This window comes from Roseibium sediminis (genome assembly GCF_008711325.1).
Taxonomy (GTDB): Bacteria; Pseudomonadota; Alphaproteobacteria; order Rhizobiales; family Stappiaceae; genus Roseibium; species Roseibium sediminis.
Window position 1 is genome coordinate 121269 of record NZ_VXDB01000011.1, and the last position, 21231, is coordinate 142499.

The 21231-nt window shown below is 57.1% G+C and carries 21 protein-coding genes; 16 read left to right on the forward strand and 5 right to left on the reverse strand.

The features are described 5' to 3' along the window. Positions 1-127 precede the first annotated feature (127 nt). Positions 128-889, forward strand: a complete 762-nt coding sequence (locus tag F0155_RS12855) for a DUF502 domain-containing protein (RefSeq protein WP_150524921.1) — start codon at positions 128-130, stop codon at positions 887-889. Between the two features lie 7 nt (positions 890-896). Here F0155_RS12855 and recG read toward each other — a convergent pair whose 3' ends face one another. Further along, the gene (recG, locus tag F0155_RS12860; protein WP_150524922.1) at positions 897-2999 is read right to left on the reverse strand and encodes an ATP-dependent DNA helicase RecG; all 2103 of its coding nucleotides are present in this window, start codon (positions 2997-2999) and stop codon (positions 897-899) included. A gap of 164 nt (positions 3000-3163) precedes the next feature. Between recG and F0155_RS12865 the strand changes: the two genes are divergently transcribed. The 13 genes from F0155_RS12865 (at position 3164) to F0155_RS12925 (ending at position 15914) form a co-directional block, all read left to right on the forward strand. Beyond that, positions 3164-3466 carry an FAD assembly factor SdhE gene (locus F0155_RS12865; protein ID WP_150524923.1) on the forward strand — a complete coding sequence of 101 codons (303 nt, stop codon included), beginning with the start codon at positions 3164-3166 and terminating at the stop codon, positions 3464-3466. A gap of 33 nt (positions 3467-3499) precedes the next feature. Further along, positions 3500-6988: a transcription-repair coupling factor gene (gene mfd / locus F0155_RS12870; protein WP_150524924.1), complete on the forward strand. Its 3489-nt coding sequence runs from the start codon at positions 3500-3502 to the stop codon at positions 6986-6988. A gap of 112 nt (positions 6989-7100) precedes the next feature. Then, positions 7101-7442, forward strand: a complete 342-nt coding sequence (locus F0155_RS12875) for an FtsB family cell division protein (protein WP_150524925.1) — start codon at positions 7101-7103, stop codon at positions 7440-7442. A 172-nt stretch (positions 7443-7614) separates the two neighbouring features. Next, a complete protein-coding gene (gene pdhA, locus F0155_RS12880; protein ID WP_150524926.1) occupies positions 7615-8661 on the forward strand; it encodes a pyruvate dehydrogenase (acetyl-transferring) E1 component subunit alpha in 1047 nt (348 codons plus the stop codon). Between the two features lie 14 nt (positions 8662-8675). Further along, positions 8676-10061 carry a pyruvate dehydrogenase complex E1 component subunit beta gene (locus F0155_RS12885; RefSeq protein WP_150524927.1) on the forward strand — a complete coding sequence of 462 codons (1386 nt, stop codon included), beginning with the start codon at positions 8676-8678 and terminating at the stop codon, positions 10059-10061. 8 nt (positions 10062-10069) lie between these two features. Beyond that, the gene (locus F0155_RS12890; RefSeq protein WP_150524928.1) at positions 10070-10357 is read left to right on the forward strand and encodes a DUF5076 domain-containing protein; all 288 of its coding nucleotides are present in this window, start codon (positions 10070-10072) and stop codon (positions 10355-10357) included. Positions 10358-10375: 18 nt separating this feature from the next. After that, the gene (locus F0155_RS12895; protein WP_150524929.1) at positions 10376-11722 is read left to right on the forward strand and encodes a pyruvate dehydrogenase complex dihydrolipoamide acetyltransferase; all 1347 of its coding nucleotides are present in this window, start codon (positions 10376-10378) and stop codon (positions 11720-11722) included. Positions 11723-11798: 76 nt separating this feature from the next. After that, positions 11799-13247 carry a dihydrolipoyl dehydrogenase gene (lpdA, locus tag F0155_RS12900; protein ID WP_150524930.1) on the forward strand — a complete coding sequence of 483 codons (1449 nt, stop codon included), beginning with the start codon at positions 11799-11801 and terminating at the stop codon, positions 13245-13247. 60 nt (positions 13248-13307) lie between these two features. Then, complete coding sequence (locus F0155_RS12905; protein WP_150524931.1) at positions 13308-13556, forward strand: GlsB/YeaQ/YmgE family stress response membrane protein; 249 nt, start codon at positions 13308-13310, stop codon at positions 13554-13556. A 49-nt stretch (positions 13557-13605) separates the two neighbouring features. Next, a complete protein-coding gene (locus F0155_RS12910) occupies positions 13606-13851 on the forward strand; it encodes a GlsB/YeaQ/YmgE family stress response membrane protein (protein WP_150524932.1) in 246 nt (81 codons plus the stop codon). Between the two features lie 6 nt (positions 13852-13857). Then, entirely contained in the window at positions 13858-14295 is a 438-nt protein-coding gene (locus F0155_RS12915; RefSeq protein WP_150524933.1) for an acyl-CoA thioesterase, read from the forward strand. A 54-nt stretch (positions 14296-14349) separates the two neighbouring features. Beyond that, the gene (gene lipA, locus F0155_RS12920; protein ID WP_150524934.1) at positions 14350-15336 is read left to right on the forward strand and encodes a lipoyl synthase; all 987 of its coding nucleotides are present in this window, start codon (positions 14350-14352) and stop codon (positions 15334-15336) included. Between the two features lie 125 nt (positions 15337-15461). After that, positions 15462-15914, forward strand: coding sequence for a type II toxin-antitoxin system RatA family toxin (locus tag F0155_RS12925; RefSeq protein ID WP_150524935.1), 453 nt, complete (start codon positions 15462-15464; stop codon positions 15912-15914). Positions 15915-15926: 12 nt separating this feature from the next. On the opposite strand, the gene F0155_RS12930 is transcribed toward F0155_RS12925, so the two are convergent. The 4 genes from F0155_RS12930 to F0155_RS12945 all read right to left on the reverse strand — a co-directional run bounded on the left by F0155_RS12930 (position 15927) and on the right by F0155_RS12945 (position 18894). Beyond that, positions 15927-16361, reverse strand: coding sequence for a hypothetical protein (locus F0155_RS12930; RefSeq protein ID WP_150524936.1), 435 nt, complete (start codon positions 16359-16361; stop codon positions 15927-15929). Between the two features lie 119 nt (positions 16362-16480). Next, the gene (locus F0155_RS12935) at positions 16481-16951 is read right to left on the reverse strand and encodes a hypothetical protein (RefSeq protein ID WP_150524937.1); all 471 of its coding nucleotides are present in this window, start codon (positions 16949-16951) and stop codon (positions 16481-16483) included. Between the two features lie 156 nt (positions 16952-17107). After that, positions 17108-17638: a CinA family protein gene (locus tag F0155_RS12940; protein ID WP_150524938.1), complete on the reverse strand. Its 531-nt coding sequence runs from the start codon at positions 17636-17638 to the stop codon at positions 17108-17110. Continuing rightward, positions 17638-18894 (reverse strand): bifunctional 2-C-methyl-D-erythritol 4-phosphate cytidylyltransferase/2-C-methyl-D-erythritol 2,4-cyclodiphosphate synthase, encoded by a 1257-nt coding sequence (locus tag F0155_RS12945; protein ID WP_150524939.1) that lies wholly within the window; start codon positions 18892-18894, stop codon positions 17638-17640. Before F0155_RS12945 ends, F0155_RS12940 begins: the two co-directional genes overlap by 1 nt. Positions 18895-19053: 159 nt before the next feature. Between F0155_RS12945 and dusB the strand changes: the two genes are divergently transcribed. Beyond that, a complete protein-coding gene (gene dusB / locus F0155_RS12950) occupies positions 19054-20076 on the forward strand; it encodes a tRNA dihydrouridine synthase DusB (RefSeq protein ID WP_150524940.1) in 1023 nt (340 codons plus the stop codon). After that, positions 20073-21230: a two-component system sensor histidine kinase NtrB gene (locus F0155_RS12955; RefSeq protein ID WP_150524941.1), complete on the forward strand. Its 1158-nt coding sequence runs from the start codon at positions 20073-20075 to the stop codon at positions 21228-21230. The genes dusB and F0155_RS12955 overlap by 4 nt, the downstream gene beginning before the upstream one ends. Position 21231 lies beyond the last annotated feature (1 nt).

A 21231-nucleotide genomic window follows, 5' to 3' on the forward strand; every position in this document is an offset into this window, starting at 1 on the left:
CATCGCTGCTAAGCTGTTCACGGCAAAAAAATACTCAGGAAAACCATACCGGATTCCATTATAGGATCCTATGTAAGAGCTGACAGGGCAGTTGACCACAGTCAGATAAAGAAATTGGGCATTGTGAATGACAGGGCATCAGGAAAAGAATGAAGCGGAAGTGGTCCATCATCGGGTGCGTTTCATCACTCGTCTGCGAAACTATTTTCTGACCGGGCTGGTTATCGCAGGTCCCATCGGCATCACGCTCTGGTTGACTTGGACATTCATCAATTGGGTGGACGGATGGGTAACACCGCTGGTCCCGCGCATCTATCACCCGGAAACCTATTTGCCATTCAGCATTCCCGGTTTTGGATTGATCGTCGCGATCTTCCTTTTGACAATCGTCGGCTTTCTGGCGGCGAACTTTGCCGGTCGCAGTCTTATCTCGTTCGGCGAGTCCCTGGTCGGACGAATGCCGCTTGTGCGCAATCTCTACAGCGGCCTGAAGCAGATCTTCGAGACAGTTCTGGATGAACGCGGCAGCTCCTTTTCAAAGGCTGCCTTGCTCGAATATCCACGCCGCGGTCTTTGGGCGATCGTGTTCATCTCCACCGAAACCAAGGGGGAGGTTGCACGTCGGTTGAACGAAAAGGCCAACATGGTCTCGGTTTTTCTGCCGACCACGCCCAATCCGACTTCAGGCTTTCTTCTCTTCGTGCCCAAGGATGACGTGATCGAATTGTCCATGTCGGTCGAAGATGCGGCGAAGCTCGTAATCTCCGCTGGTCTGGTAAACCCGAGCTATCCGGAATTGCTGGAAGAATTCATGGACGAAGACGGCAAGGCCAAATCATCCGGCAAGGATCAGATCAAGCGGGTAAATCCGGAAAACGAAAACGCCTGATCCGGGCTCAACCGGCGCGAAGTAGTCCAATCGCCTCATCCCGCCCGAAAAGATAAAGCAGGCATCTGAGGGCCGAGCCACGCTCGGTTCTCAGATCCGGGTCCTTTTCCAGTATCAGACGTGCATCATCTCTCGCCGCTTCCATGAGATCGGCATGAGCTTCGGCATTGGCAATCCTGAACCCCGGCATGCCGGATTGCCGTGTTCCCAAAATCTCGCCGCCACCGCGCAGTTTCAGGTCTTCTTCGGCAATCAGAAAGCCGTCATTGGTCTGCCGCATGATGTTGAGCCGGGCAGACGCTGTTTCGCCAAGCGGTCCCTTGAACAGAAGAACGCATGTGGACGGCTTGTCACCACGCCCGACCCGGCCACGAAGCTGATGCAGCTGGGCAAGGCCGAAGCGTTCGGCGTGCTCTATGACGATGATCGTGGCATCGGGAACATCAACCCCGACCTCAATAACGGTCGTCGCGACTAGAACTCGCGTCGCTCCGCTCTTGAAGGCTTGCATGCCGGCATCTTTCTCATCTGCGGTCATGCGTCCATGTACGAGTGATACCGGCTGGCCAAGGGCGTGTTCCAGTACCCGGTGGCGATCCTCAACGGCTGCCAGATCGATCTTTTCGCTTTCCTCGACAAGCGGACAGATCCAATAGACCTTTTGGCCACTGTGGATGGCGTTTCCAACACGGCCAATGATTTCCTCAAGACGGTCGAGTGAGGCGGAGACCGTTGTGATCGGTTTACGGCCTGCCGGCTTATCGGTGAGGCGGGAGACTTCCATGTCGCCAAAACTGGTGAGGACCAGCGTGCGAGGGATTGGTGTCGCCGTCATCACCAGCACATCAACACCGCGTCCCTTTGATGACAGGGCCAGCCGTTGATGAACGCCAAAACGATGCTGCTCGTCGACAACCACAAGGCCAAGATCGCGGAACTCGACCGATCCTTGAAACAGGGCATGAGTACCGACAACGAGGTCGATCTCTCCGGCGAGCAGTTTTTCCTGCGTTTCACGTCTCAGCTTGGCGCTATCCTTGCCGGTCATCAGGGCAAGGCGAATTCCCGCTTTCTCGCAGAGGGACGACATGGAGGCAAAATGCTGGCGCGCCAGAATTTCTGTCGGTGCCATCAATGCGCCTTGAGCGCCGGTCTCGATGACCTGTGCAAGACTTGCTAACGCGACAACCGTTTTTCCCGAGCCAACATCTCCCTGCAAAAGCCGCAGCATGCGAAGTGGCTTTGCAAGATCTTCATTGATCTCGCCAATGGAGCGGGATTGGCTTTCTGTCAGTTTAAAGGGCAGTGCTTCGATCACCGTGCGTTGTAGAAGACCTTCTGGCGCACGGGAAATGCCGCCGAGCTGGCGCATCTTGGCGCGGACGAGGGCGAGGGCTAACTGACTGGCAAGCAATTCGTCATAGGCGAGGCGCTGATAGGCAGGCGCCTCCGGATTGAGATCTTGCTTCTCCTGCGGTCGGTGAAGCGTTTGCAGGCTTTCTGCGAAGTCGGGCCAGTGGTTCTGGCGTTGATGGGCGGCATCAAGCCATTCGGGCAGAGTGGGCACTTTCGCCAGGGCTGCTGTCAGCGCCTTCTGCAGGGTCTTTGATGCAAGGCCTGCAGTTAGCGGATAGATAGGTTCGATCGTCGGCAGGCTGTCTGCCTCCTCAGGCGGAACAACATAGTCCGGGTGGACCATCTGCGGGCGTTCGTTGAACCATTCGACCTTGCCCGAGACAATACGTCTTGCCCCGACCGGAAACATTTTTTCCAGCCAGTCCCGCCTTGGATGAAAGAACACGAAAGTAATTTCGCCCGTATCGTCATACCCGGTGATCTTGTAGGGCGCCTTTGAATTGCGGGGCGCGGCCTGATGATTGCCGACCGTGATATCCAGCGTGACAATGTCACCGTTTTCCGAATAGGCGATGCCGGGCTTGTGCCGACGATCGATCAGCGAATGCGGAAGATGGAACAGGAGGTCGGCAACGGACGCTTCCCGCTCGGGATGCGAAGCAACGAGCCCGGAGAGGATTTTCGCGATTTTGGGTCCGACACCTGGAAGGGTCGAGACCGGCGCAAAAAGAGGATCAAGAACCGTTGGGCGCATTCACATCAAGGGTATTTGCTGGAAAATGGCGGGCAGGGCGACTGCCTATTGTTCTGGCACGGGATGCAATAGACGGCAATCCATAACCGGACCTGACATTCCCGTTGTCAGGCGCTATATAGCGGCCAACAACAATTTCCATACCTCCAGATCTGGGCTGCGCCATGACACAATCGGAAACGGGTTCCTCCACTATATCCCCGGAAGACCGCGACCCAAGGCGCAAGCGGATCCTTTATCGCTGCTGGCATCGGGGCATGAAGGAAATGGACCTGCTGCTTGGCGGTTTTGCCAAGGCCACGATTGATGATCTGAATGAGGAAGAGCTGGTCGAGCTGGAGTATATCCTGACCGCTCATGATCAGGATCTTTATGCGTGGATGACAGGGCGCAAGCCGCTTCCCGAGGAGTGGGACGGACCGCTCTATCGACGAATCATCGCCTTTCATGCGGATCTTTCCGCCTGAAAACGCCTACGAACAAGACCACAGGACGAACCGGTGTTTGAACGCCTGCTGAACGATCAGGCCAATGTCACGCTCGCCAGCGTGCCAGATGGCGCCGAAAGCTACGCGCTTTCCAGATTATTGGAAGAAAACACTCGCAAGGGTCTCGCTCTGGTCTTTGTCGCGCGCGATGCAACGCGCATGCAGATGATCACCGAATCTTTGGGGTTCTTTCATCCTGAAGTCGAGGTCCTGCAGCTGCCGTCATGGGACTGTCTTCCCTATGACCGTGTCTCGCCAAATCCGGCCATCAGCGCGCGCCGCCTTCTGGCACTTGGCGCCCTGGCGCACGGGATTGCATCGAAAACACCAACCATATTGCTGACGACGGTCAATGCCGCGCTTCAGAAAGTACCTGAACGCGGCTGGATGGCGGAGCAGACGCTCGCCATGGCACCGGGCAATCAGATCAATATGGCGACAATCTCCAGCTGGCTGGAGAGAAACGGATTTTCCAGAACGCCAACGGTTCGCGAAACAGGCGAATTTGCCGTGCGTGGCGGGATTGTCGACCTGTTTGCGCCTGGCGACAGTGATCCGGTCCGCCTCGACTTTTTTGGCGACACGCTTGAATCCATCCGGTCGTTTGACCCCAACACGCAGCGCACCCTGAAACAGCTCAAACGGCTCGATCTGGTTCCCATGAGCGAAGTCGTGTTGTCCGAAGAAGCCGTGTCACGTTTCCGGCGGTCCTATCTGGCAAGTTTCGGCGCAGCAAGCCGCGAAGATGTGCTCTATCAGTCGATCAGTGATGGACGGCGGTATCCTGGGATGGAGCACTGGCTGCCGCTCTTCCATGAAGGGCTGGAAACCGTATTCGACTATATCGGGGACGCACCTGTCGTGCTCGATACTCTTGTCGCTGATGTGGTGCGCGAGCGGTCAGATCAGATCAAAGAGCACTATACGGCGCGTGAGGATGCCCGTCACAAGGGGAGTGGCGCGGGCTCCGTGCCGTACATGCCGGTTGAGCCTCAGCTGATCTATATGTCCGAGACAGACTGGACGACACAGCTTGCGGACAAGGGCACAGCTGCGCTGGACGCCTTCACGCCACCGCCCGGCACCGGCAAAACCGTGATCGACATGGCGGGCCGACAGGGACGCAGCTTTGCGGCCGAACGTGCAGCGGGTGACGTCAACATCTTCGATGCGTTGGCGAAACACGTGAGAACTCTGCAGAAAGACGGCAAACGCGCCGTCATCGCCTGCTGGTCGGAAGGGTCGCGAGATCGTCTGGGCCAGATTCTGGCAGATCATGGCCTTGAAAATGCGGTTGAAGCGGAAACGCTGAAGGATGTGTTGGCGCTGCCTCCCAAGACGGCAGCTCTCAGCGTTCTGGGAATCGAGCACGGGTTTGAACTCGCAAATATCGCGTTCATCGGCGAGCAGGACATTCTCGGGGATCGTCTGGTTCGCAAAAGTCGCCGCAAGGCCAAGGGCGCGGACGTCATCACGGAGGCGTCAGGGCTTTCTGAGGGCGATCTGGTTGTTCATGTCGAGCATGGTATCGGTCGCTTCCTCGGTCTGAAGACCATCGAGGCCGTCGGCGCGCCACATGACTGCCTTGAGCTGCAATATGCCGATAACGCTAAACTCTATCTGCCTGTTGAGAATATCGAGCTTCTCTCCCGCTACGGCTCTGACGATAGTGATGCGCAGCTGGATCGTTTGGGCGGCGGAGCATGGCAGGCCCGCAAGGCGAAGCTCAAGAAGCGCATCCTTGAAATCGCCGACGGCCTTATCAAGACCGCCGCAGCGCGTGCGCTCAAGACTGCTCCGGTCGTTGAAGCGCCGGAAGGGGTTTATGACGAATTCGCCAGCCGCTTCCCCTATGAGGAAACGGAAGATCAGCTGACTGCGATCGATTCCGTTTTTGATGACCTGGCCTCCGGGCGTCCGATGGATCGTCTGGTCTGTGGTGACGTCGGTTTCGGCAAGACCGAAGTGGCCCTTCGTGCTGCCTTTGTAGCCGCCATGTCCGGTCGGCAGGTTGCCGTCGTCGTGCCGACCACGCTTCTGGCCCGCCAGCACTTCAAGACATTCTCTGAACGCTTCCACGGCCTTCCGATCAATGTTGCCCATGCCTCACGGCTGGTGCCGACCCGCGAACTGAGCGCCGCAAAGAAGGGCGTGGCAGACGGAACCGTTGACATTGTCGTTGGTACACATGCGCTTCTCGGCAAAACCATCAAGTTTCGCGATCTCGGGTTGCTGATTATCGACGAAGAGCAGCATTTCGGCGTGAAGCACAAGGAGAGGCTTAAGGAGCTGAAATCGGACGTTCACGTCCTGACCCTGTCGGCAACGCCAATTCCTCGTACGCTGCAATTGGCTTTGACCGGCGTTCGCGAGCTGTCCCTGATCGCCACACCGCCCGTGGACCGCCTCGCGGTCAGAACCTTCGTATCCCCGTTTGATCCGTTGGTCGTGCGCGAGGCGCTGCTGCGCGAGCACTATCGCGGTGGACAGAGCTTCTACGTTTGCCCCCGGTTGGCCGATATCGCGGAGCGCCTGGAGTTTCTGCAGGAACAGGTGCCTGAACTGAAGGTCGCAGTCGCCCACGGACAAATGCCGCCAAGCGAGCTGGAAGACGTGATGAACGCCTTCTACGAGGGGAAATACAACGTGCTTCTCTCCACGACCATCGTGGAATCCGGCCTCGATATCCCCACTGCCAATACGTTGATCGTCCATCGGGCGGACATGTTCGGTCTGGCACAGCTTTACCAGCTGCGTGGGCGCGTTGGACGCTCCAAAACACGCGCATATGCGCTGTTCACAGTTCCTGCGTCCAAGAAGCTCACACAGACCGCAGAGCGGCGTTTGAAGGTCTTGCAGTCCCTCGAAACGCTTGGCGCTGGTTTCCAGCTTGCCAGCCATGATCTGGATATACGAGGGGCTGGCAACCTCCTTGGCGAAGAACAATCTGGCCATGTGAAGGAAGTTGGGTTCGAGCTTTACCAGCAGATGCTGGAGGAGGCTGTCGCCCAGCTGAAGGATGGGGGCGCCGATTTCGGCGAGGAGCAGTGGTCGCCGCAAATCAATATCGGTACGCCGGTCCTCATGCCGGAAACCTATGTTCCCGATCTGCAGCTTCGTCTCAATCTGTACCGCCGCTTGGGTGACCTCACTGAAGCCGACGAGATCGATTCCTTCGGGGCAGAGCTCATCGACCGGTTTGGTCCGATGCCGGAAGAAGTCCATCACCTTCTCAAGATCGTGTTCATCAAGGGATTGTGCCGCAAGGCCAATATCGAGAAGGTGGACGCGGGCCCGAAGGGCATGGTCATCGCCTTCCGCAACAACGAGTTTGCGAATCCCGCAGCGCTGGTTGGTTATATCGCGGAGCAGGGTGTGCTCGCGAAGATCAGACCGGACCAGAAAGTCGTGCTAAGCCGCGAGTGGGAGAACACCGACACCAGATTGAAGGGCGTCGCCACAATTCTCTCGAAACTTGCAAAGCTCGCCGCCGCTGCGTAACCGGCTAGAAATGAACAGGAATTTACCAAACCAAGAAAGAGTCTGTTAAGCCTGAGCGGGCATTATTTACCTATCAAGTGACCACAGTAGTATCCGCGTTAAGGTCCAATAAGTGCCTGCACAAACTCGCCAGCGCAAACAGTCTTTCCTGCGCCACCTTGTCGTACCAACCCTTGCCTTGTCTGCATTAGCCTATTTTGGTTTCCATGCACTCAATGGCGAGCTTGGTCTGGTAGGGCGTGCGCGCATTGAGCATGATGTCCAGCGACTTGAGGCCGAGTTGGCCAAGCTGGTCGCCGAGCGGGAGCATCTGGTTTCCCGTGTCAGCCTGTTGCGTCCAGAGAGCCTTGATCCGGACATGCTGGACGAAAGTGCCCGACGTAATCTAAACTTGGTTCACACGAAAGATCTGATTATACTGCGTCCGTCTAGACAGGCTTCTGCAGTTAACTGATATTTAGTTCACGCTTACCTATTAACCGGAATTTTGTTAACTCCGGAAGCTTCCATAAAAACAACAATATATGGCCACATTTTCGCGTATCGCGCGGGATTGGTTTGTCAGGATTTGCGGGTTAATTTCTCCGCACCTGTCTTAAGGGAAACGCCAAGCCGAGAAGAGGGTTATGGTCACAGCGAAAAAGTCATCGTCCGGTAGCAAATCAGCCAGCCGGTCCCGCAGCGCCTCCGCCAAGGCCGCGTCTGCGATCGCCGAGTTCGACAAGGAACAGGAACTTCACGCTTATCGCGAGATGCTTCTGATCCGCCGTTTTGAGGAAAAGGCCGGCCAGCTGTATGGCATGGGCTTCATCGGCGGGTTCTGTCACCTTTATATCGGTCAGGAAGCTGTCGTTGTTGGCATGCAGATGGCCAAGATCGAAGGCGATCAGATGATCACCGGCTATCGTGACCATGGTCACATGCTTGCCATGGATCTGGATCCCAAGGGCGTCATGGCCGAGCTGACCGGTCGCCGCGGCGGTCTGTCAAAGGGCAAGGGCGGCTCCATGCACATGTTCTCCAAGGAGAAGCATTTCTACGGCGGTCACGGCATCGTCGGTGCGCAGGTCGCGCTTGGAACCGGTCTTGGCTTTGCCAACAAGTACCGCAACAACGGCAATGTTTGCATGGCGTTCTTCGGGGATGGTGCCTCCAACCAGGGTCAGGTCTACGAAAGCTTCAACATGGCCGAGCTTTGGAAGCTGCCAGTTGTCTATGTGATCGAGAACAACAAATACGGCATGGGCACCAGCATCGAACGTGCATCTGCAACGACCGATCTGTCCCAGCGCGGCGCCTCTTTCGGCATTCCGGGCGAGCAGGTCGACGGCATGGATGTTCGCGCTGTCAAGGCTGCCTCCGAAAAGGCGCTTGAGTGGTGCCGCTCTGGCAAGGGGCCGTACATTCTTGAAATGATTACCTACCGCTATCGCGGCCACTCCATGTCCGATCCGGCCAAGTACCGGTCCAAGGACGAAGTTCAGAAGATGCGCAACGAGCATGACCCGATTGAACAGGTCAAGGCACGCATTCTGGAAAACAACTGGGCAACCGAAGATGAGCTGAAGGCCATCGACAAGGACGTTCGCGCCATTTGCGCCGAGGCGGCCGAATTTGCCCAGACCGATCCGGAACCGGACGTATCTGAACTTTACACTGACATTCTGCTTTAAGGCGGGGGGACACCATGCCGATTGATATCCTGATGCCGGCCCTTTCGCCGACTATGGAAGAGGGAAAGCTCGCCAAGTGGCTGAAAGCTGAAGGCGATACGATTTCCGCTGGCGACGTAATAGCCGAAATTGAGACCGACAAGGCAACCATGGAAGTGGAAGCCGTTGACGAGGGCGTTCTGGGCAAGATTCTGGTTGCTGAAGGAACCGACGCGGTCAAGGTCAACGAAAAGATCGCAATTCTTCTTGCTGAAGGCGAAGACGCAAGCGCTATTGATGCCGCAGCAGCTGCTCCGGCTCCTGTAGCTGCGCCTGCTGCAGCCCCGGCACCTGTTTCGGCAAGCCCGGCTCCGGTCGCAGCCGCACCGGTTGTCTCCGAGCCTGCAGAAGACCCGGAAATTCCGGCCGGCACTGCCATGAAGTCCTCCACCGTTCGTGAAGCCCTGCGCGACGCGATGGCTGAGGAAATGCGCCGTGACGGTGATGTCTTCATCATGGGTGAAGAAGTTGCCGAATATCAGGGTGCCTACAAGATCACCCAGGGCCTGTTGGATGAATTCGGCGCTCGCCGCGTCATCGACACCCCGATCACCGAACACGGTTTTGCCGGTCTCGGTGTTGGTGCGGCCATGACCGGTCTGAAGCCGATCGTCGAGTTCATGACGTTCAACTTCGCCATGCAGGCGATCGACCACATCATCAACTCCGCTGCCAAGACGCTCTACATGTCCGGTGGCCAGATGGGTGCTCCGATCGTGTTCCGTGGCCCGAATGGTGCTGCAGCCCGCGTGGGTGCCCAGCACTCTCAGGACTATGCGTCCTGGTATGCGCATATCCCGGGCCTCAAGGTCATCCAGCCGTATTCGGCTGCAGATGCAAAGGGCCTTCTGAAGGCGGCCATTCGTGACCCGAACCCGGTCATCTTCCTAGAGAACGAAATCCTCTACGGTCAGTCTTTCGAGATCCCGGATATGGACGACTTTGTCCTTCCGATCGGCAAGGCCAAGATCGAGCGCACCGGTACCGACGCTACTGTCGTGTCCTGGGGCATCGGCATGACCTACGCGCTCAAGGCAGCTGATGAGCTGGCTGCGCAGGGTATTTCTGCTGAAGTGATCAACATTCGGACCATTCGCCCGCTGGACATCGACACGATCCTTGCATCCGTTCGCAAGACCGGTCGTATCGTCACGGTCGAAGAGGCCTTCCCGATGTGCTCCGTATCTTCGGAAATCGCCTATCAGGTTCAGGAAAAGGCATTCGATTATCTCGATGCCCCGGTCCTGCGCGTTACCGGCAAGGATGTTCCCATGCCATACGCGGCGAACCTCGAAAAGCTGGCGTTGCCGAATGTCGGTGAGGTCATCGAGGCGGTCAAGGCCGTCACCTACACGGCCTAGGGGGCTACATGTTTGGGTTTGGCAAAACCAAAATCCAAAAAGTTGAGCATCCGTTGTTGTTCCTGATGAGGGACCGGAAAGCTGATGACGACCTCACCGTGCATATCGATCAGGACCAGATCGATAACGCGGAGGAGGTCGGGATCATCCTGGCCATTGCAGCGGAACACTTTGCAAATGCGCTGCATATTTCCGGAAAGGCTGAGAGCGTTGAGGAGGCACTGGTTACGATCAGGCACCTCTTCAATGCCGAGCTGGATCGTGGATCAGAAGAAATACAAGGCGGATTGGCTTAGTCGCTAAGGGAGGCTTCAATGCCGATTAATATTACCATGCCCGCGCTTTCACCAACGATGGAAGAGGGCAAGCTGGCCAAATGGCTCGTCAAGGAAGGCGACAAGGTTTCCTCTGGCGATGTCATTGCCGAGATTGAAACCGACAAGGCGACCATGGAAGTGGAAGCCGTTGACGAGGGGACTGTTGGCAAGATCCTAGTTCCGGAAGGAACAGATGCGGTGAAGGTCAACGCGTTGATTGCCGTTCTTCTGGAAGATGGCGAAGACGCAAGCTCCATTTCAGCTGGAGGCGCAGCTTCTGCAGCAGCACCGGCTGCTGTAGCTCCTGCACCCGCGGTTGCCGAGGCAGCCCCCGCAGCGGCTCCTGCGCCAAGCGCTCCGGCAGGTCCGGCGCCGACCGCAGCGGACGGAAACAGGATCTTCTCGTCTCCTCTGGCTCGCCGACTTGCCAAGCTGAACGGTCTGGATCTTGGACAGATTGCCGGTACTGGTCCTCATGGCCGTATCGTCAAGAAGGACATTGAATCCGCGCTTGAAAAAGGCGTCGGCAAGGCAGCACCAGCTGCTGCAGCCGCGGCACCTGCACCGGCCGCCGCAGCTCCAAAGGCTGCCGCGCCAACCGGCATGTCGTCGGATCAGGTGCTCAAGCTGTTCGAGGACGGCTCCTACGACCTCGTGCCGCATGATGGCATGCGCAAGACCATTGCCAAACGTCTCACCGAGTCCAAGCAGACCATCCCGCACTTCTATGTGTCGGTTGACTGCGAACTCGATGCGCTTCTGGCCCTGCGTGCCCAGCTGAACAGCGCTGCGCCGACCGACAAGGACGGAAAGCCCGCCTACAAGCTGTCTGTCAACGACATGACCATCAAGGCGCTTTCTCTGGCCCTGCGCGATGTTCCGGATGCAAACGTCTCCTGGACGGACGACAACATGGTCAAGCACAAGCATGCCGATGTTGGTGTGGCCGTGTCCATCCCGGGCGGTTTGATCACCCCGATCATTCGCAAGGCCGAAATGAAGCCGCTGTCTGTCATTTCCAACGAAATGAAGGACCTCGGCAAGCGGGCCAAGGAACGCAAGCTGAAGCCGGAAGAGTACCAGGGCGGAACCACTGCGGTTTCCAACATGGGCATGATGGGCGTGAAGGACTTCTCGGCTGTCGTGAACCCGCCGCATGCAACCATTCTGGCGGTTGGCGCTGGCGAACAGCGCCCGGTCGTCAAGGACGGTGCTCTGGCGATAGCAACGGTCATGACCGTGACGCTCTCCACCGACCACCGCTGTGTGGACGGCGCGCTCGGCGCGGAACTTCTGGCGGCCTTCAAGGGCTACATCCAGAACCCGATGTCGATGCTCGTTTAAGAGCGGATCGTTCTCCGGCGCGGTGGAGATCGCCGCGCCGCCTTCCTTTTCTCGTTGAATTCGCAGGGATTGGACTATGACCGACACTGCATATGACGTCATCATCATCGGGTCTGGCCCCGGTGGTTATGTGACCGCCATTCGTTCCGCCCAATTGGGCCTGAAGACTGCCATCGTCGAACGCGAACATCTTGGCGGTATTTGCCTCAACTGGGGCTGTATCCCGACCAAGGCGCTGCTGCGCTCTGCTGAAATGATGGACCACGCTAACCACGCCAAGTATTACGGCTTGAAGCTGGAAGGCAAGATGACCGCTGACGTGAAGGACGTGGTTGCCCGCTCTCGCGGCGTTTCCGCACGCCTCAATGGCGGTGTCGGCTTCCTGATGAAGAAGAACAAGGTCGATGTGATCTGGGGTGAAGCAAAGCTCACCAAACCCGGTCAGATCGTGGTCGGCAAGTCCACCAAGCCTGCCGTCGAACCGCAGCATCCGGTTCCAAAAGGTGTGAAGGGCGAGGGCACTTACACCGCCAAGCACATCATTCTGGCGACAGGTGCCCGTCCGCGTGCGCTTCCGGGAATCGAGCCGGATGGCAAGCTGATCTGGACCTATTTCGAAGCCATGAAACCGGACTTCATGCCGAAGTCTCTGGTCGTCATGGGGTCTGGAGCGATCGGCATTGAATTCGCATCCTTCTATCGTTCCATGGGCGTTGATGTGACCGTTGTTGAAGTCATGGCAAACGTCATGCCGGTGGAAGATGCGGAGATTTCCGGCATTGCCCGCAAGGCGCTGGAAAAGCGCGGCATGAAGATCCTGACCGAAGCCAAGGTCACCAAGGTCGAGAAGGGTGCGAATTCCATTACCGCTCATGTCGAGACCAAGGATGGCAAGACGCAGGCCATCACCGCAGATCGTCTGATCTCCGCTGTTGGTGTCGTCGGCAACATCGAGAATCTCGGCCTTGAAGCACTCGGCGTGAAGACAGACCGCGGCTGTGTCGTCATTGACGGGTACGGCAAGACAAACGTGCCGGGCCTTTATGCCATCGGCGACGTTGCCGGACCTCCCATGCTTGCCCACAAGGCTGAGCATGAAGGTGTTATCTGCATCGAAAAGATTGCAGGCCTGCCGAACGTTCATCCGATGGACAAGGGCAAGATCCCGGGCTGCACCTACTGCAATCCGCAGGTTGCCTCTGTTGGTCTGACAGAAGCCAAGGCAAAGGAACAGGGCCGCGATATCCGCGTTGGCCGCTTCTCCTTTGGCGCCAACGGCAAGGCCATCGCGCTTGGCGAGGACAATGGCCTCATCAAGACAATCTTCGACAAGAAGACCGGTGAGCTTCTCGGCGCGCACATGGTTGGTACGGAAGTGACCGAGCTGATCCAGGGTTTCGTGGTTGCCATGAACCTTGAGACGACCGAGGAAGACCTCATGCACACAATCTTCCCGCATCCGACCCTGTCGGAGATGATGAAGGAAAGTGTGTTGGACGCCTACGGGCGAGCGCTCAACGCCTGATCTTGACAGGAAACCCGCCGGTCGGTTCGATCTGGCGGGTTTTTTTAATGGGAGGATCACATGCAGGCCAAATCAATCATTGTCTGGGTCTTGATCGGAATTTCAGCCGGGTGGCTTGCAAGTGTCATCGTGGGTGGCGGCGGCCTTTTCCGATACCTACTTACAGGGCTCATTGGCGCTTTTGTTGGCGGCTTCGTGTTTAACGCGGCAGGCATCAAGCTCAACCTCGGCCATCCGCTCGTCAACGAGATCGTGGTCGCAGCAGGCGGCGCAATTATTGTAGTCCTCGTGGCGCGCATTCTGGCTTGATCCGCTTGTGTGCCCGATGTCGGGTCAATCGGCCCATTGAAAGGGTGACATGAGTTTTATTCTTTGGATCATTATCGGTCTCGTCTCCGGGGCAGTCGCGCACCGCGTGCTCAACAGCAAGGGCGGCTTCATCGGCAGCCTTGTGATTGGACTGGTGGGCGCATTGGTCGGCGGCGAGTTGGCACACCTGTTCAATCTGAACGTAACCGGCAGCATTCTCGATCAGCTGGTGATCTCGACAGGTGGTGCGGTTCTGTTCCTGTTTCTCTGGCGCAAGCTTTTCGCTAAGGGCTGATACCTGATGGCAAGTGATCCGCTTACGATCAATGACTTCCCAATCCGCTCGCATGACAAGGTGCGCTACGGCGATACGGACCGTCAGGGGCATGTCAACAATGCTGTGTTCGCAACTTTTCTGGAAACAGGCCGGGTGGAAATTCTGGCTGACGGGGACCACCCGTTGGCAGCTTCAGGATGTGCCTTTGTGATTGCGCGCCTTGAGCTCGATTTCCGTGCTGAAATCACGTGGCCAGGAACCGTCGAAATTGGTACGCGCGTTGCTAGTATCGGTACGAGTTCCATGACATTGGAACAGGCCGTCTTTCAAAATGGAAAGATTGCGGCCAATGCAAAGACTGTCATTGTGCAAATGGATGAAACCACACGCAAGTCCAGTCCCTTGTCGCCAAGTGCAGTTGAGCGACTAAACCTTTTGTTGAGATCTGCACCGGATGCATAGCAGTAATCCTAGTTTCTGCTTGACCTTTACTCCTGATAGCGACACTTAAACGCCATGGTTACAATCGTCGACACACTCTCCCGTGGTGCTGACAAGCGGGACACCAAAGAGGAGGCGCGTCCGCGCCACCCTGAAAAGGCTCATCGTCCCGACAATCCGGTGATGCGCAAGCCTGCCTGGATCCGCGTCAAGGCGCCGACGTCTTCGGTCTATCGCGAGACCCACAACCTTGTGCGCGAGAACAATCTCGTCACAGTGTGCGAGGAAGCCGGCTGCCCGAATATCGGCGAGTGCTGGTCGAAGAAACACGCCAGCTTCATGATCCTCGGCGACACCTGTACTCGTGCCTGCGCCTTCTGTAACGTGCGCACCGGCATGCCGGGACCCGTCGACCAGAACGAACCGGCTGGTATCGCCAATGCCGTTGCCCGCATGGGACTGGAACATGTGGTGATCACGTCGGTGGATCGTGACGATCTGGATGATGGCGGTGCCACGCATTTCGCCAATGTCATCAAGGCCATTCGCGAGCATTCGCCGAAGACCACCATCGAGGTTCTGACACCGGACTTCCTGCGTAAGGATGGCGCACTGGAAATCGTCGTTGAGGCGAAGCCAGACGTGTTCAACCACAACATGGAAACCGTGCCGTCGAAGTACCTGAAAGTTCGTCCCGGCGCGCGCTATTTCCATTCCATTCGCCTGCTGCAGCGGGTGAAAGAACTGGATCCGAGCATGTTTACCAAGTCCGGCATCATGGTTGGCCTTGGCGAAGAGCGGAACGAAGTCCTGCAGCTGATGGATGACCTGCGCTCTGCGGACGTCGACTTCATGACGATCGGTCAGTACTTGCAGCCGTCGAAGAAGCACCATCCGGTACTGGCCTTCATCACGCCGGAAGAGTTCAAGGCCTATGAGCGCATCGCCTATGCCAAGGGCTTCCTGAAAGTGTCCGCCAGCCCGCTGACGCGTTCGTCTCACCATGCTGGCGAAGACTTCGCCGACTTGCGTGCGGCACGCCTTGCGAAACTCGGCCACTAGAGCGTTTCCAGGCGAAGCGGATACCGGTTCGCTGTCGGACAACGCGAAAAATCGAACATTTAGAGCACGTCGGGCTATTCGTTGAATGCGAGACGTGCTCTGGGACGTTAGAAACTGGACTTTCGATGCCGAGCTTTTCCTCGACACATCATGTCAGACACAAGGCTGCGGACATGTTCGCCCTTGTGGCTGATGTGGAGCAATACCCGCAGTTTGTTCCCCTTTGCCAAGGGCTGCAGGTACGTGGTCGCAAGGATATGGGTGAGGGCAGGGAGGTCCTGGTGGCAGACATGACCGTCGCCTACAAGGTTTTCAAGGAAACCTTCACCAGCCGGGTCGAGCTGAGGCCGGAAGAAAACACGATCCTGGTCCAGTATCTTGATGGGCCGTTCAAGCACCTTGAGAACAAATGGACCTTTGCAGACACCGATGACGGTGGTTGCGATGTCGGTTTCTTCATTTCATATGAATTCAAGAGCCGGACGCTCGGCTCCATGATGGGCGCGATGTTCGACCGCGCCTTTCGCAAGTTTTCGGTCGCTTTTGAAGAACGTGCCAATCTCGTCTACGGACGGTGACCGGCAAGACCGTTATTTGAAATCCTTGAACGCTTCGCTGATGACATTCAGTCGCGAGCGTGTCGGCCCGCCGATCTTGGCTTCGCGCAAGGACGGTGGCAACTTCTTGACATTGGTCGCCACATAATCGGTCGCATTGTTGCAAACGGTCCGACGTCCGTCTGAAGTTTCCTGAATGATGACAAGGCTGCGACCTTCCTTCATCTCCGTATCGCTCCACAGGACAGTCGTGTCCCGCATCCAGAAGTCACGATTGCAGAAGGTGGTCTTTATCAGCCCCTTGAGTGGCACCGGTGAAATCTCGTGTGCACCGTTGAGTTTGCCGGATCTCTGAATGGAACGAAGATAATAGTCGCCAACATCGGCGAATGCAGGAAACGCGGAGAACGCGGTCGCCAGAGTCAGAACCGTAGTCAGACTGATTACAGTGAAACCTTGCTTCGTCATCTCGATCTACTCCTGCCTGTCCGGTCAGGTCGCATCCGCAAATGCCACCACGCAAAAACACGGTATTGAGGATGAGATGTGCGGCTTAAGATTCCTTTAAAATCCGTAAAAGCGCTCCCTTATCGGGCGTGGTAACTGCCCTGCGGTCCGCTTTTGCCGAGAGCCCTGAAGGACTGACCAATAGCTGCAAACCTGTTGGCGCGTTTGAGTTCAGCCTCGCTTGTGAACAGCATTTCCGCAGCCGGCAGCGTCACGCCTATATCGGCAAGACGGACCTGATCGCTCGGCTTGCTACAGATGGGCCGCCAACCCTTGCCGCGATTGAATTCGACATTCACCGTGCGCTCGTTCTCTTCTTCAAGCTGCGTCCATGCGACGGTCTTGGCGCGAACCCAATAAGTTTCTCCGCAATAGGACACTTCGTGCAGCCCAGATGCGTTTTCCTTGAAGAGACGGTGGCTGCCGAGGAATTGGCCCCGATCTCCGCGCGAGATGACATAGTAGTCCCCCAGACGCAGCTCGCCTTCTCCGGCGTGGGACGGGAGAGTGGCAGCAAAAAGGGCGGCCATGATGAGGCACTGCTTGAGCATGCGAGGTCTCCTGTCGAGCAATACGGGGCGTAAAAATTCTGATGGGCAGCTTTATTACCCGCCAGAATTCAAGAAATCGCTCGCGATGCCATTAGGAGTCGACTTGAATTTGATCAAAATTTTAATGAACCGCGATTGCACATAGCCTGCGCATACTCAGTTCATAGATTGACCGGCAGCCTTCAGAAATAGGTCGAAGGCCTTCTGGACTGTCAAAAACCTGATTCCGCGGCGACCGACATCCGGAAAATGCATGGTCGACGTGATCACCAGTCCGTCTCCCACGGTCATTGCAAGGCCAAAGCAAACCGTCCCTACTGGTTTGGTCGCCGAGCCGCCTCCCGGACCGGCAATCCCGGTGACAGAGACCGCAACCGAAGCATCCGAGCTGGTCAACGCGCCTTTTGCCATTGCTTTTGCGACAGGTTCGCTAACCGCGCCAAAAGAGATGAGGTCTTCCTCGGGAACGCCGAGCATCTCCATCTTGGCTTCGTTTGAGTAGGTGATGAACCCGCGATCAACAACGGCGGATGAGCCAGCCACTTCTGTCAACATTGCGCCTATCATGCCACCGGTGCACGATTCCGCAGTCGCGATCTTGAACCCCTTGGCCGCAAATGTCTCAATAACTAGGGCGGCCTGATGTGCGAGATCGTCAAACCCGGGCACTGTTTCGAACTGGTCCATCACTGAGGATACTCCTCGGTATCATCAAAGGGGAGGCGCACGGTGACCACTGATGCGCAGGCAATTCCCTCCTTGCGGCCAGTGAAACCCAGCTTTTCCGAGGTGGTCGCCTTTACAGATACCCGGCCAATCGGAAGTTTGCAGATTTGTGCGATCGAACTGCGCAGCGCATCGCGATGCGGACCGATCTTGGGGGCTTCACAGATGATCGTGACGTCCACATGCGCCAGACGCCCGCCGAGCTCGTCAACCCGTCGCAGGGCATCGACAAGAAACTGGTCTGAAGCGGCGCCCTTCCATTTGGGATCACTGGGCGGGAAATGCGCTCCAATATCTCCATCTGCAATGGCACCCAGCATGGCATCCGTGATTGCGTGGAGGACCACGTCCGCGTCGGAGTGGCCCTTGAGCTTACGGGAATGCGGGATGGAGACGCCGCCCAGAATGACCGCATCACCATCTTCAAACGCATGAACGTCATATCCTTGACCGGTGCGAACGTCGTCAAGGGCTGCAAGGGGATGGGGCGAGGGAGAAACAGGGTGGGTCATGCGCGCGGCCAGGCTTTCTGCTTTTATGAGGTCCGGTTGGGTCGTTATCTTGAAGTTATCCGCCGAGCCTTCGGCAATATCGATATCAATTTCCTGCCATTCGGCCAGGCCAATATCATCGGTAAAATCCAGCCGCCCTTCCGATTGAGCCTGCTGGTGAAGCTTGAGAGCCGTTTCCAGCGCAAAGGCTTGCGGAGTCTGCGCTGCCCAGAGCTTGGAGCGGTCAATCGTTTTCAAACAACCATCAGAAATCGACTTGATTGTATCGACGACCGGGATGGCCGTTAAGACGGCAGCGGAACCGGAACGCAAACGGTCTAGTATGTCCGATATGGTTTTCTCGGCAATAAAGGGTCTGGCAGCATCATGAATGAGGACGTGCGTGACGCCGCTCTCTGAGAGGGCAGAAAGACCGTTGAAGACCGAGGCCTGTCTGGTCGCGCCGCCGGTCGCGGGTTCATGGCATTTTGCCTGTGTTTCCGCAGAGGTTTCAGCCAGACTCCTATCGTAAAGACGGCGGTCTCCTTCGGCGATGACGCAAACGATATCATCAATACCCGCGTGACGGCCAAAAGCATTCAGTGTATGTGACAGCACCGAACCGGAACCAAGTCTGCGATATTGCTTTGGCAGGTCGTCGGGTAAGTTCGACAGCCGAGACCCTTTTCCTGCCGCAACGATGAGTGCTGCTACACGCTGTTTCATGAGGATTCCACTCTTATGGGTCCTGCGGTTTTGTCAAATGGAGACCGGCACTTCAACCACGATGTTAAAATCACACAGCTTTCGGCTTGTCGGCGCGGCGTAAATGACTAATATATAAGCATCCAAAATATGTGCACAGACAATAAGCAAACCGAGATAATGTCGTCCCGCAATAACTCCCGTCTACCTGTCAGGATTGGTCCGCATGAACTTGAAGTTCCCGCGGTTCTTGCGCCCATGTCCGGCGTTACCGATCTACCGTTTCGGCGAATTGCTGCGCGTTTCGGGGCTGGCATGGTCGTCAGCGAAATGGTGGCAAGTGAATCCTTCGTAAAGGGTGACGCGGAAACGCAGATGCGCGCAGAGGCTCAGGACAAGGGCCTCCATGTCGTACAGCTGGCAGGTCGTGAGGCCCGCTGGATGGGAGAGGCGGCCAAAACCATTGCCGGTCTCGGGGCAGACATCATCGACATCAACATGGGGTGCCCGGCCAAGAAGGTCACCAGCGGCTATTCCGGGTCAGCCCTGATGCGGGATCTTGATCACGCTCTTTCCCTGATCGAGGCAACAGTTGAGGCGGTTGATATTCCTGTCACGTTGAAAATGCGATTGGGCTGGGACGAAAAGTCGATCAATGCCCCTGATCTGGCACGGCGGGCTGAAAACGCAGGCGTACAGTTGATTACGGTCCACGGGCGAACCCGTAACCAGTTCTACAAGGGAAAAGCGAACTGGGACGCCATCGCCGCCGTAAAGGACGCCATTTGCGTTCCCCTGATCGCCAACGGCGACTGTTGCAGCTTTGAAGACGCCGAAACCATGCTCGAAAAGTCCGGGGCCGACGGCGTAATGGTTGGCCGTGGTGCCTATGGAAAGCCGTGGCTTCCCGGTCATGTCGGGCATTATCTCAAGACCGGCGAGCGCAGGCCGGAACCTGCCGGGGCAGAGCTTAAGGCAATTGCTGTCGAACATTATGAAGCCTTGATCTCCCATTACGGAGATGCTGCGGGCAACCGGATCGCCCGAAAACACATCGGCTGGTATTTTGACACCGCCGGAGCTTCTTCCAACATTTCGGACGACATGAAACGCCACATAATGACGTCAAATGATACGCGACTGGTTCTTGAACTGCTCAAGGATTGGAACCCGTCGATGCCCGCCGAGAGGGTCGCAGCATGAGCCCGCAAGACGCTCAGGACCAGCGCGCCGCCATTTTGACCAGCGACGGCCCCTCCATTCTGGACGCACTGCCGCATCCCGTCCTTCTGGTCGCGCCCGATGGCGTGATCGAATCCGCAAACATGGCCGCCGAGATTTTCATGCGCTGCAGCGTCTCGGTCATGCGACGCCATCCGATCAGCGCATTCATTCCCTTTGGTAGTCCGCTTTTGACCCTGATCGAACAGGTGAGGGAACGCGGCGCTGCTGTGAACGAATACAAGGTCGATATCGGTTCACCCAAGATCGGCAGTCCAAAGGTCGTTGATATCAACGCTGCACCTGTCGCGGCTCGACCCGGCGCCGTTGTCCTGATGTTTCAGGAACGGACGATGGCGGAAAAGATCGACCGTCAGCTGACCTCCCGAGGGGCGGCACGCACGGTCACCGGGCTCGCCGCAATGCTGGCGCACGAAATCAAGAACCCGCTGTCTGGCATTCGCGGCGCAGCCCAGCTTCTGGAACAGTCCGTTGGCGAGGAGGACCGGCCTCTCACCCAGCTGATCACGGATGAAACAGACCGGATCGTGAAACTGGTCGATCGCATGGAAGTTTTCTCCGACGAACGCCCAATCGAGCGCACGCCGGTGAACATCCATGTGGTTCTGGATCACGTCAAACGTCTGGCCGAGAACGGGTTCGCGAGGAACCAGAGGATCATTGAAGACTACGATCCCTCTCTGCCCGACGTATTCGCGAACAAGGATCAGTTGACGCAGGTATTCCTTAATCTGGTGAAGAACGCCAGCGAAGCCATCGGCGACGCACATGACGGCGAAATCCGTATCAGAACAGCGTTTCGTCCCGGTGTGCGGCTTTCGGTTCCCGGTACGGAACACCGGGTCAGCCTGCCGCTGGAGTTCAGCGTGGAAGACAACGGACCGGGGGTGCCGGACGATCTGATGCCGCATCTCTTCGAGCCGTTCATAACGACGAAGATCAACGGGTCAGGCCTTGGTCTCGCCCTCGTGGCAAAGATCATCGGCGACCATGGCGGCGTGATCGAGTGCGATAGCCATCCCCGTCATACCCGCTTCAGAATCCTGATGCCGGCCTTTACCGACCAAACGGAAACCGAAACCGAAACCCTGGCCATGAACCTTGGGGGTATGTGAG

Excerpts from the sequence above, each read along its gene's own strand:
- F0155_RS12945 (WP_150524939.1), bottom strand. The coding sequence starts at position 18,894 with ATGAAACAGCGTGTAGCAGCACTCATCGTTGCGGCAGGAAAAGGGTCT.
- pdhA (WP_150524926.1), top strand. The coding sequence starts at position 7,615 with ATGGTCACAGCGAAAAAGTCATCGTCCGGTAGCAAATCAGCCAGCCGG.
- F0155_RS12910 (WP_150524932.1), top strand. The coding sequence starts at position 13,606 with ATGAGTTTTATTCTTTGGATCATTATCGGTCTCGTCTCCGGGGCAGTC.
- F0155_RS12955 (WP_150524941.1), top strand. The coding sequence starts at position 20,073 with ATGAGCCCGCAAGACGCTCAGGACCAGCGCGCCGCCATTTTGACCAGC.
- F0155_RS12935 (WP_150524937.1), bottom strand. The coding sequence starts at position 16,951 with ATGCTCAAGCAGTGCCTCATCATGGCCGCCCTTTTTGCTGCCACTCTC.
- F0155_RS12890 (WP_150524928.1), top strand. The coding sequence starts at position 10,070 with ATGTTTGGGTTTGGCAAAACCAAAATCCAAAAAGTTGAGCATCCGTTG.
- F0155_RS12865 (WP_150524923.1), top strand. The coding sequence starts at position 3,164 with ATGACACAATCGGAAACGGGTTCCTCCACTATATCCCCGGAAGACCGC.
- F0155_RS12940 (WP_150524938.1), bottom strand. The coding sequence starts at position 17,638 with ATGGACCAGTTCGAAACAGTGCCCGGGTTTGACGATCTCGCACATCAG.
- F0155_RS12925 (WP_150524935.1), top strand. The coding sequence starts at position 15,462 with ATGCCGAGCTTTTCCTCGACACATCATGTCAGACACAAGGCTGCGGAC.
- F0155_RS12930 (WP_150524936.1), bottom strand. The coding sequence starts at position 16,361 with ATGACGAAGCAAGGTTTCACTGTAATCAGTCTGACTACGGTTCTGACT.
- F0155_RS12855 (WP_150524921.1), top strand. The coding sequence starts at position 128 with ATGACAGGGCATCAGGAAAAGAATGAAGCGGAAGTGGTCCATCATCGG.
- dusB (WP_150524940.1), top strand. The coding sequence starts at position 19,054 with ATGTCGTCCCGCAATAACTCCCGTCTACCTGTCAGGATTGGTCCGCAT.
- recG (WP_150524922.1), bottom strand. The coding sequence starts at position 2,999 with ATGCGCCCAACGGTTCTTGATCCTCTTTTTGCGCCGGTCTCGACCCTT.
- F0155_RS12885 (WP_150524927.1), top strand. The coding sequence starts at position 8,676 with ATGCCGATTGATATCCTGATGCCGGCCCTTTCGCCGACTATGGAAGAG.
- F0155_RS12905 (WP_150524931.1), top strand. The coding sequence starts at position 13,308 with ATGCAGGCCAAATCAATCATTGTCTGGGTCTTGATCGGAATTTCAGCC.
- lpdA (WP_150524930.1), top strand. The coding sequence starts at position 11,799 with ATGACCGACACTGCATATGACGTCATCATCATCGGGTCTGGCCCCGGT.
- lipA (WP_150524934.1), top strand. The coding sequence starts at position 14,350 with ATGGTTACAATCGTCGACACACTCTCCCGTGGTGCTGACAAGCGGGAC.
- F0155_RS12895 (WP_150524929.1), top strand. The coding sequence starts at position 10,376 with ATGCCGATTAATATTACCATGCCCGCGCTTTCACCAACGATGGAAGAG.
- F0155_RS12915 (WP_150524933.1), top strand. The coding sequence starts at position 13,858 with ATGGCAAGTGATCCGCTTACGATCAATGACTTCCCAATCCGCTCGCAT.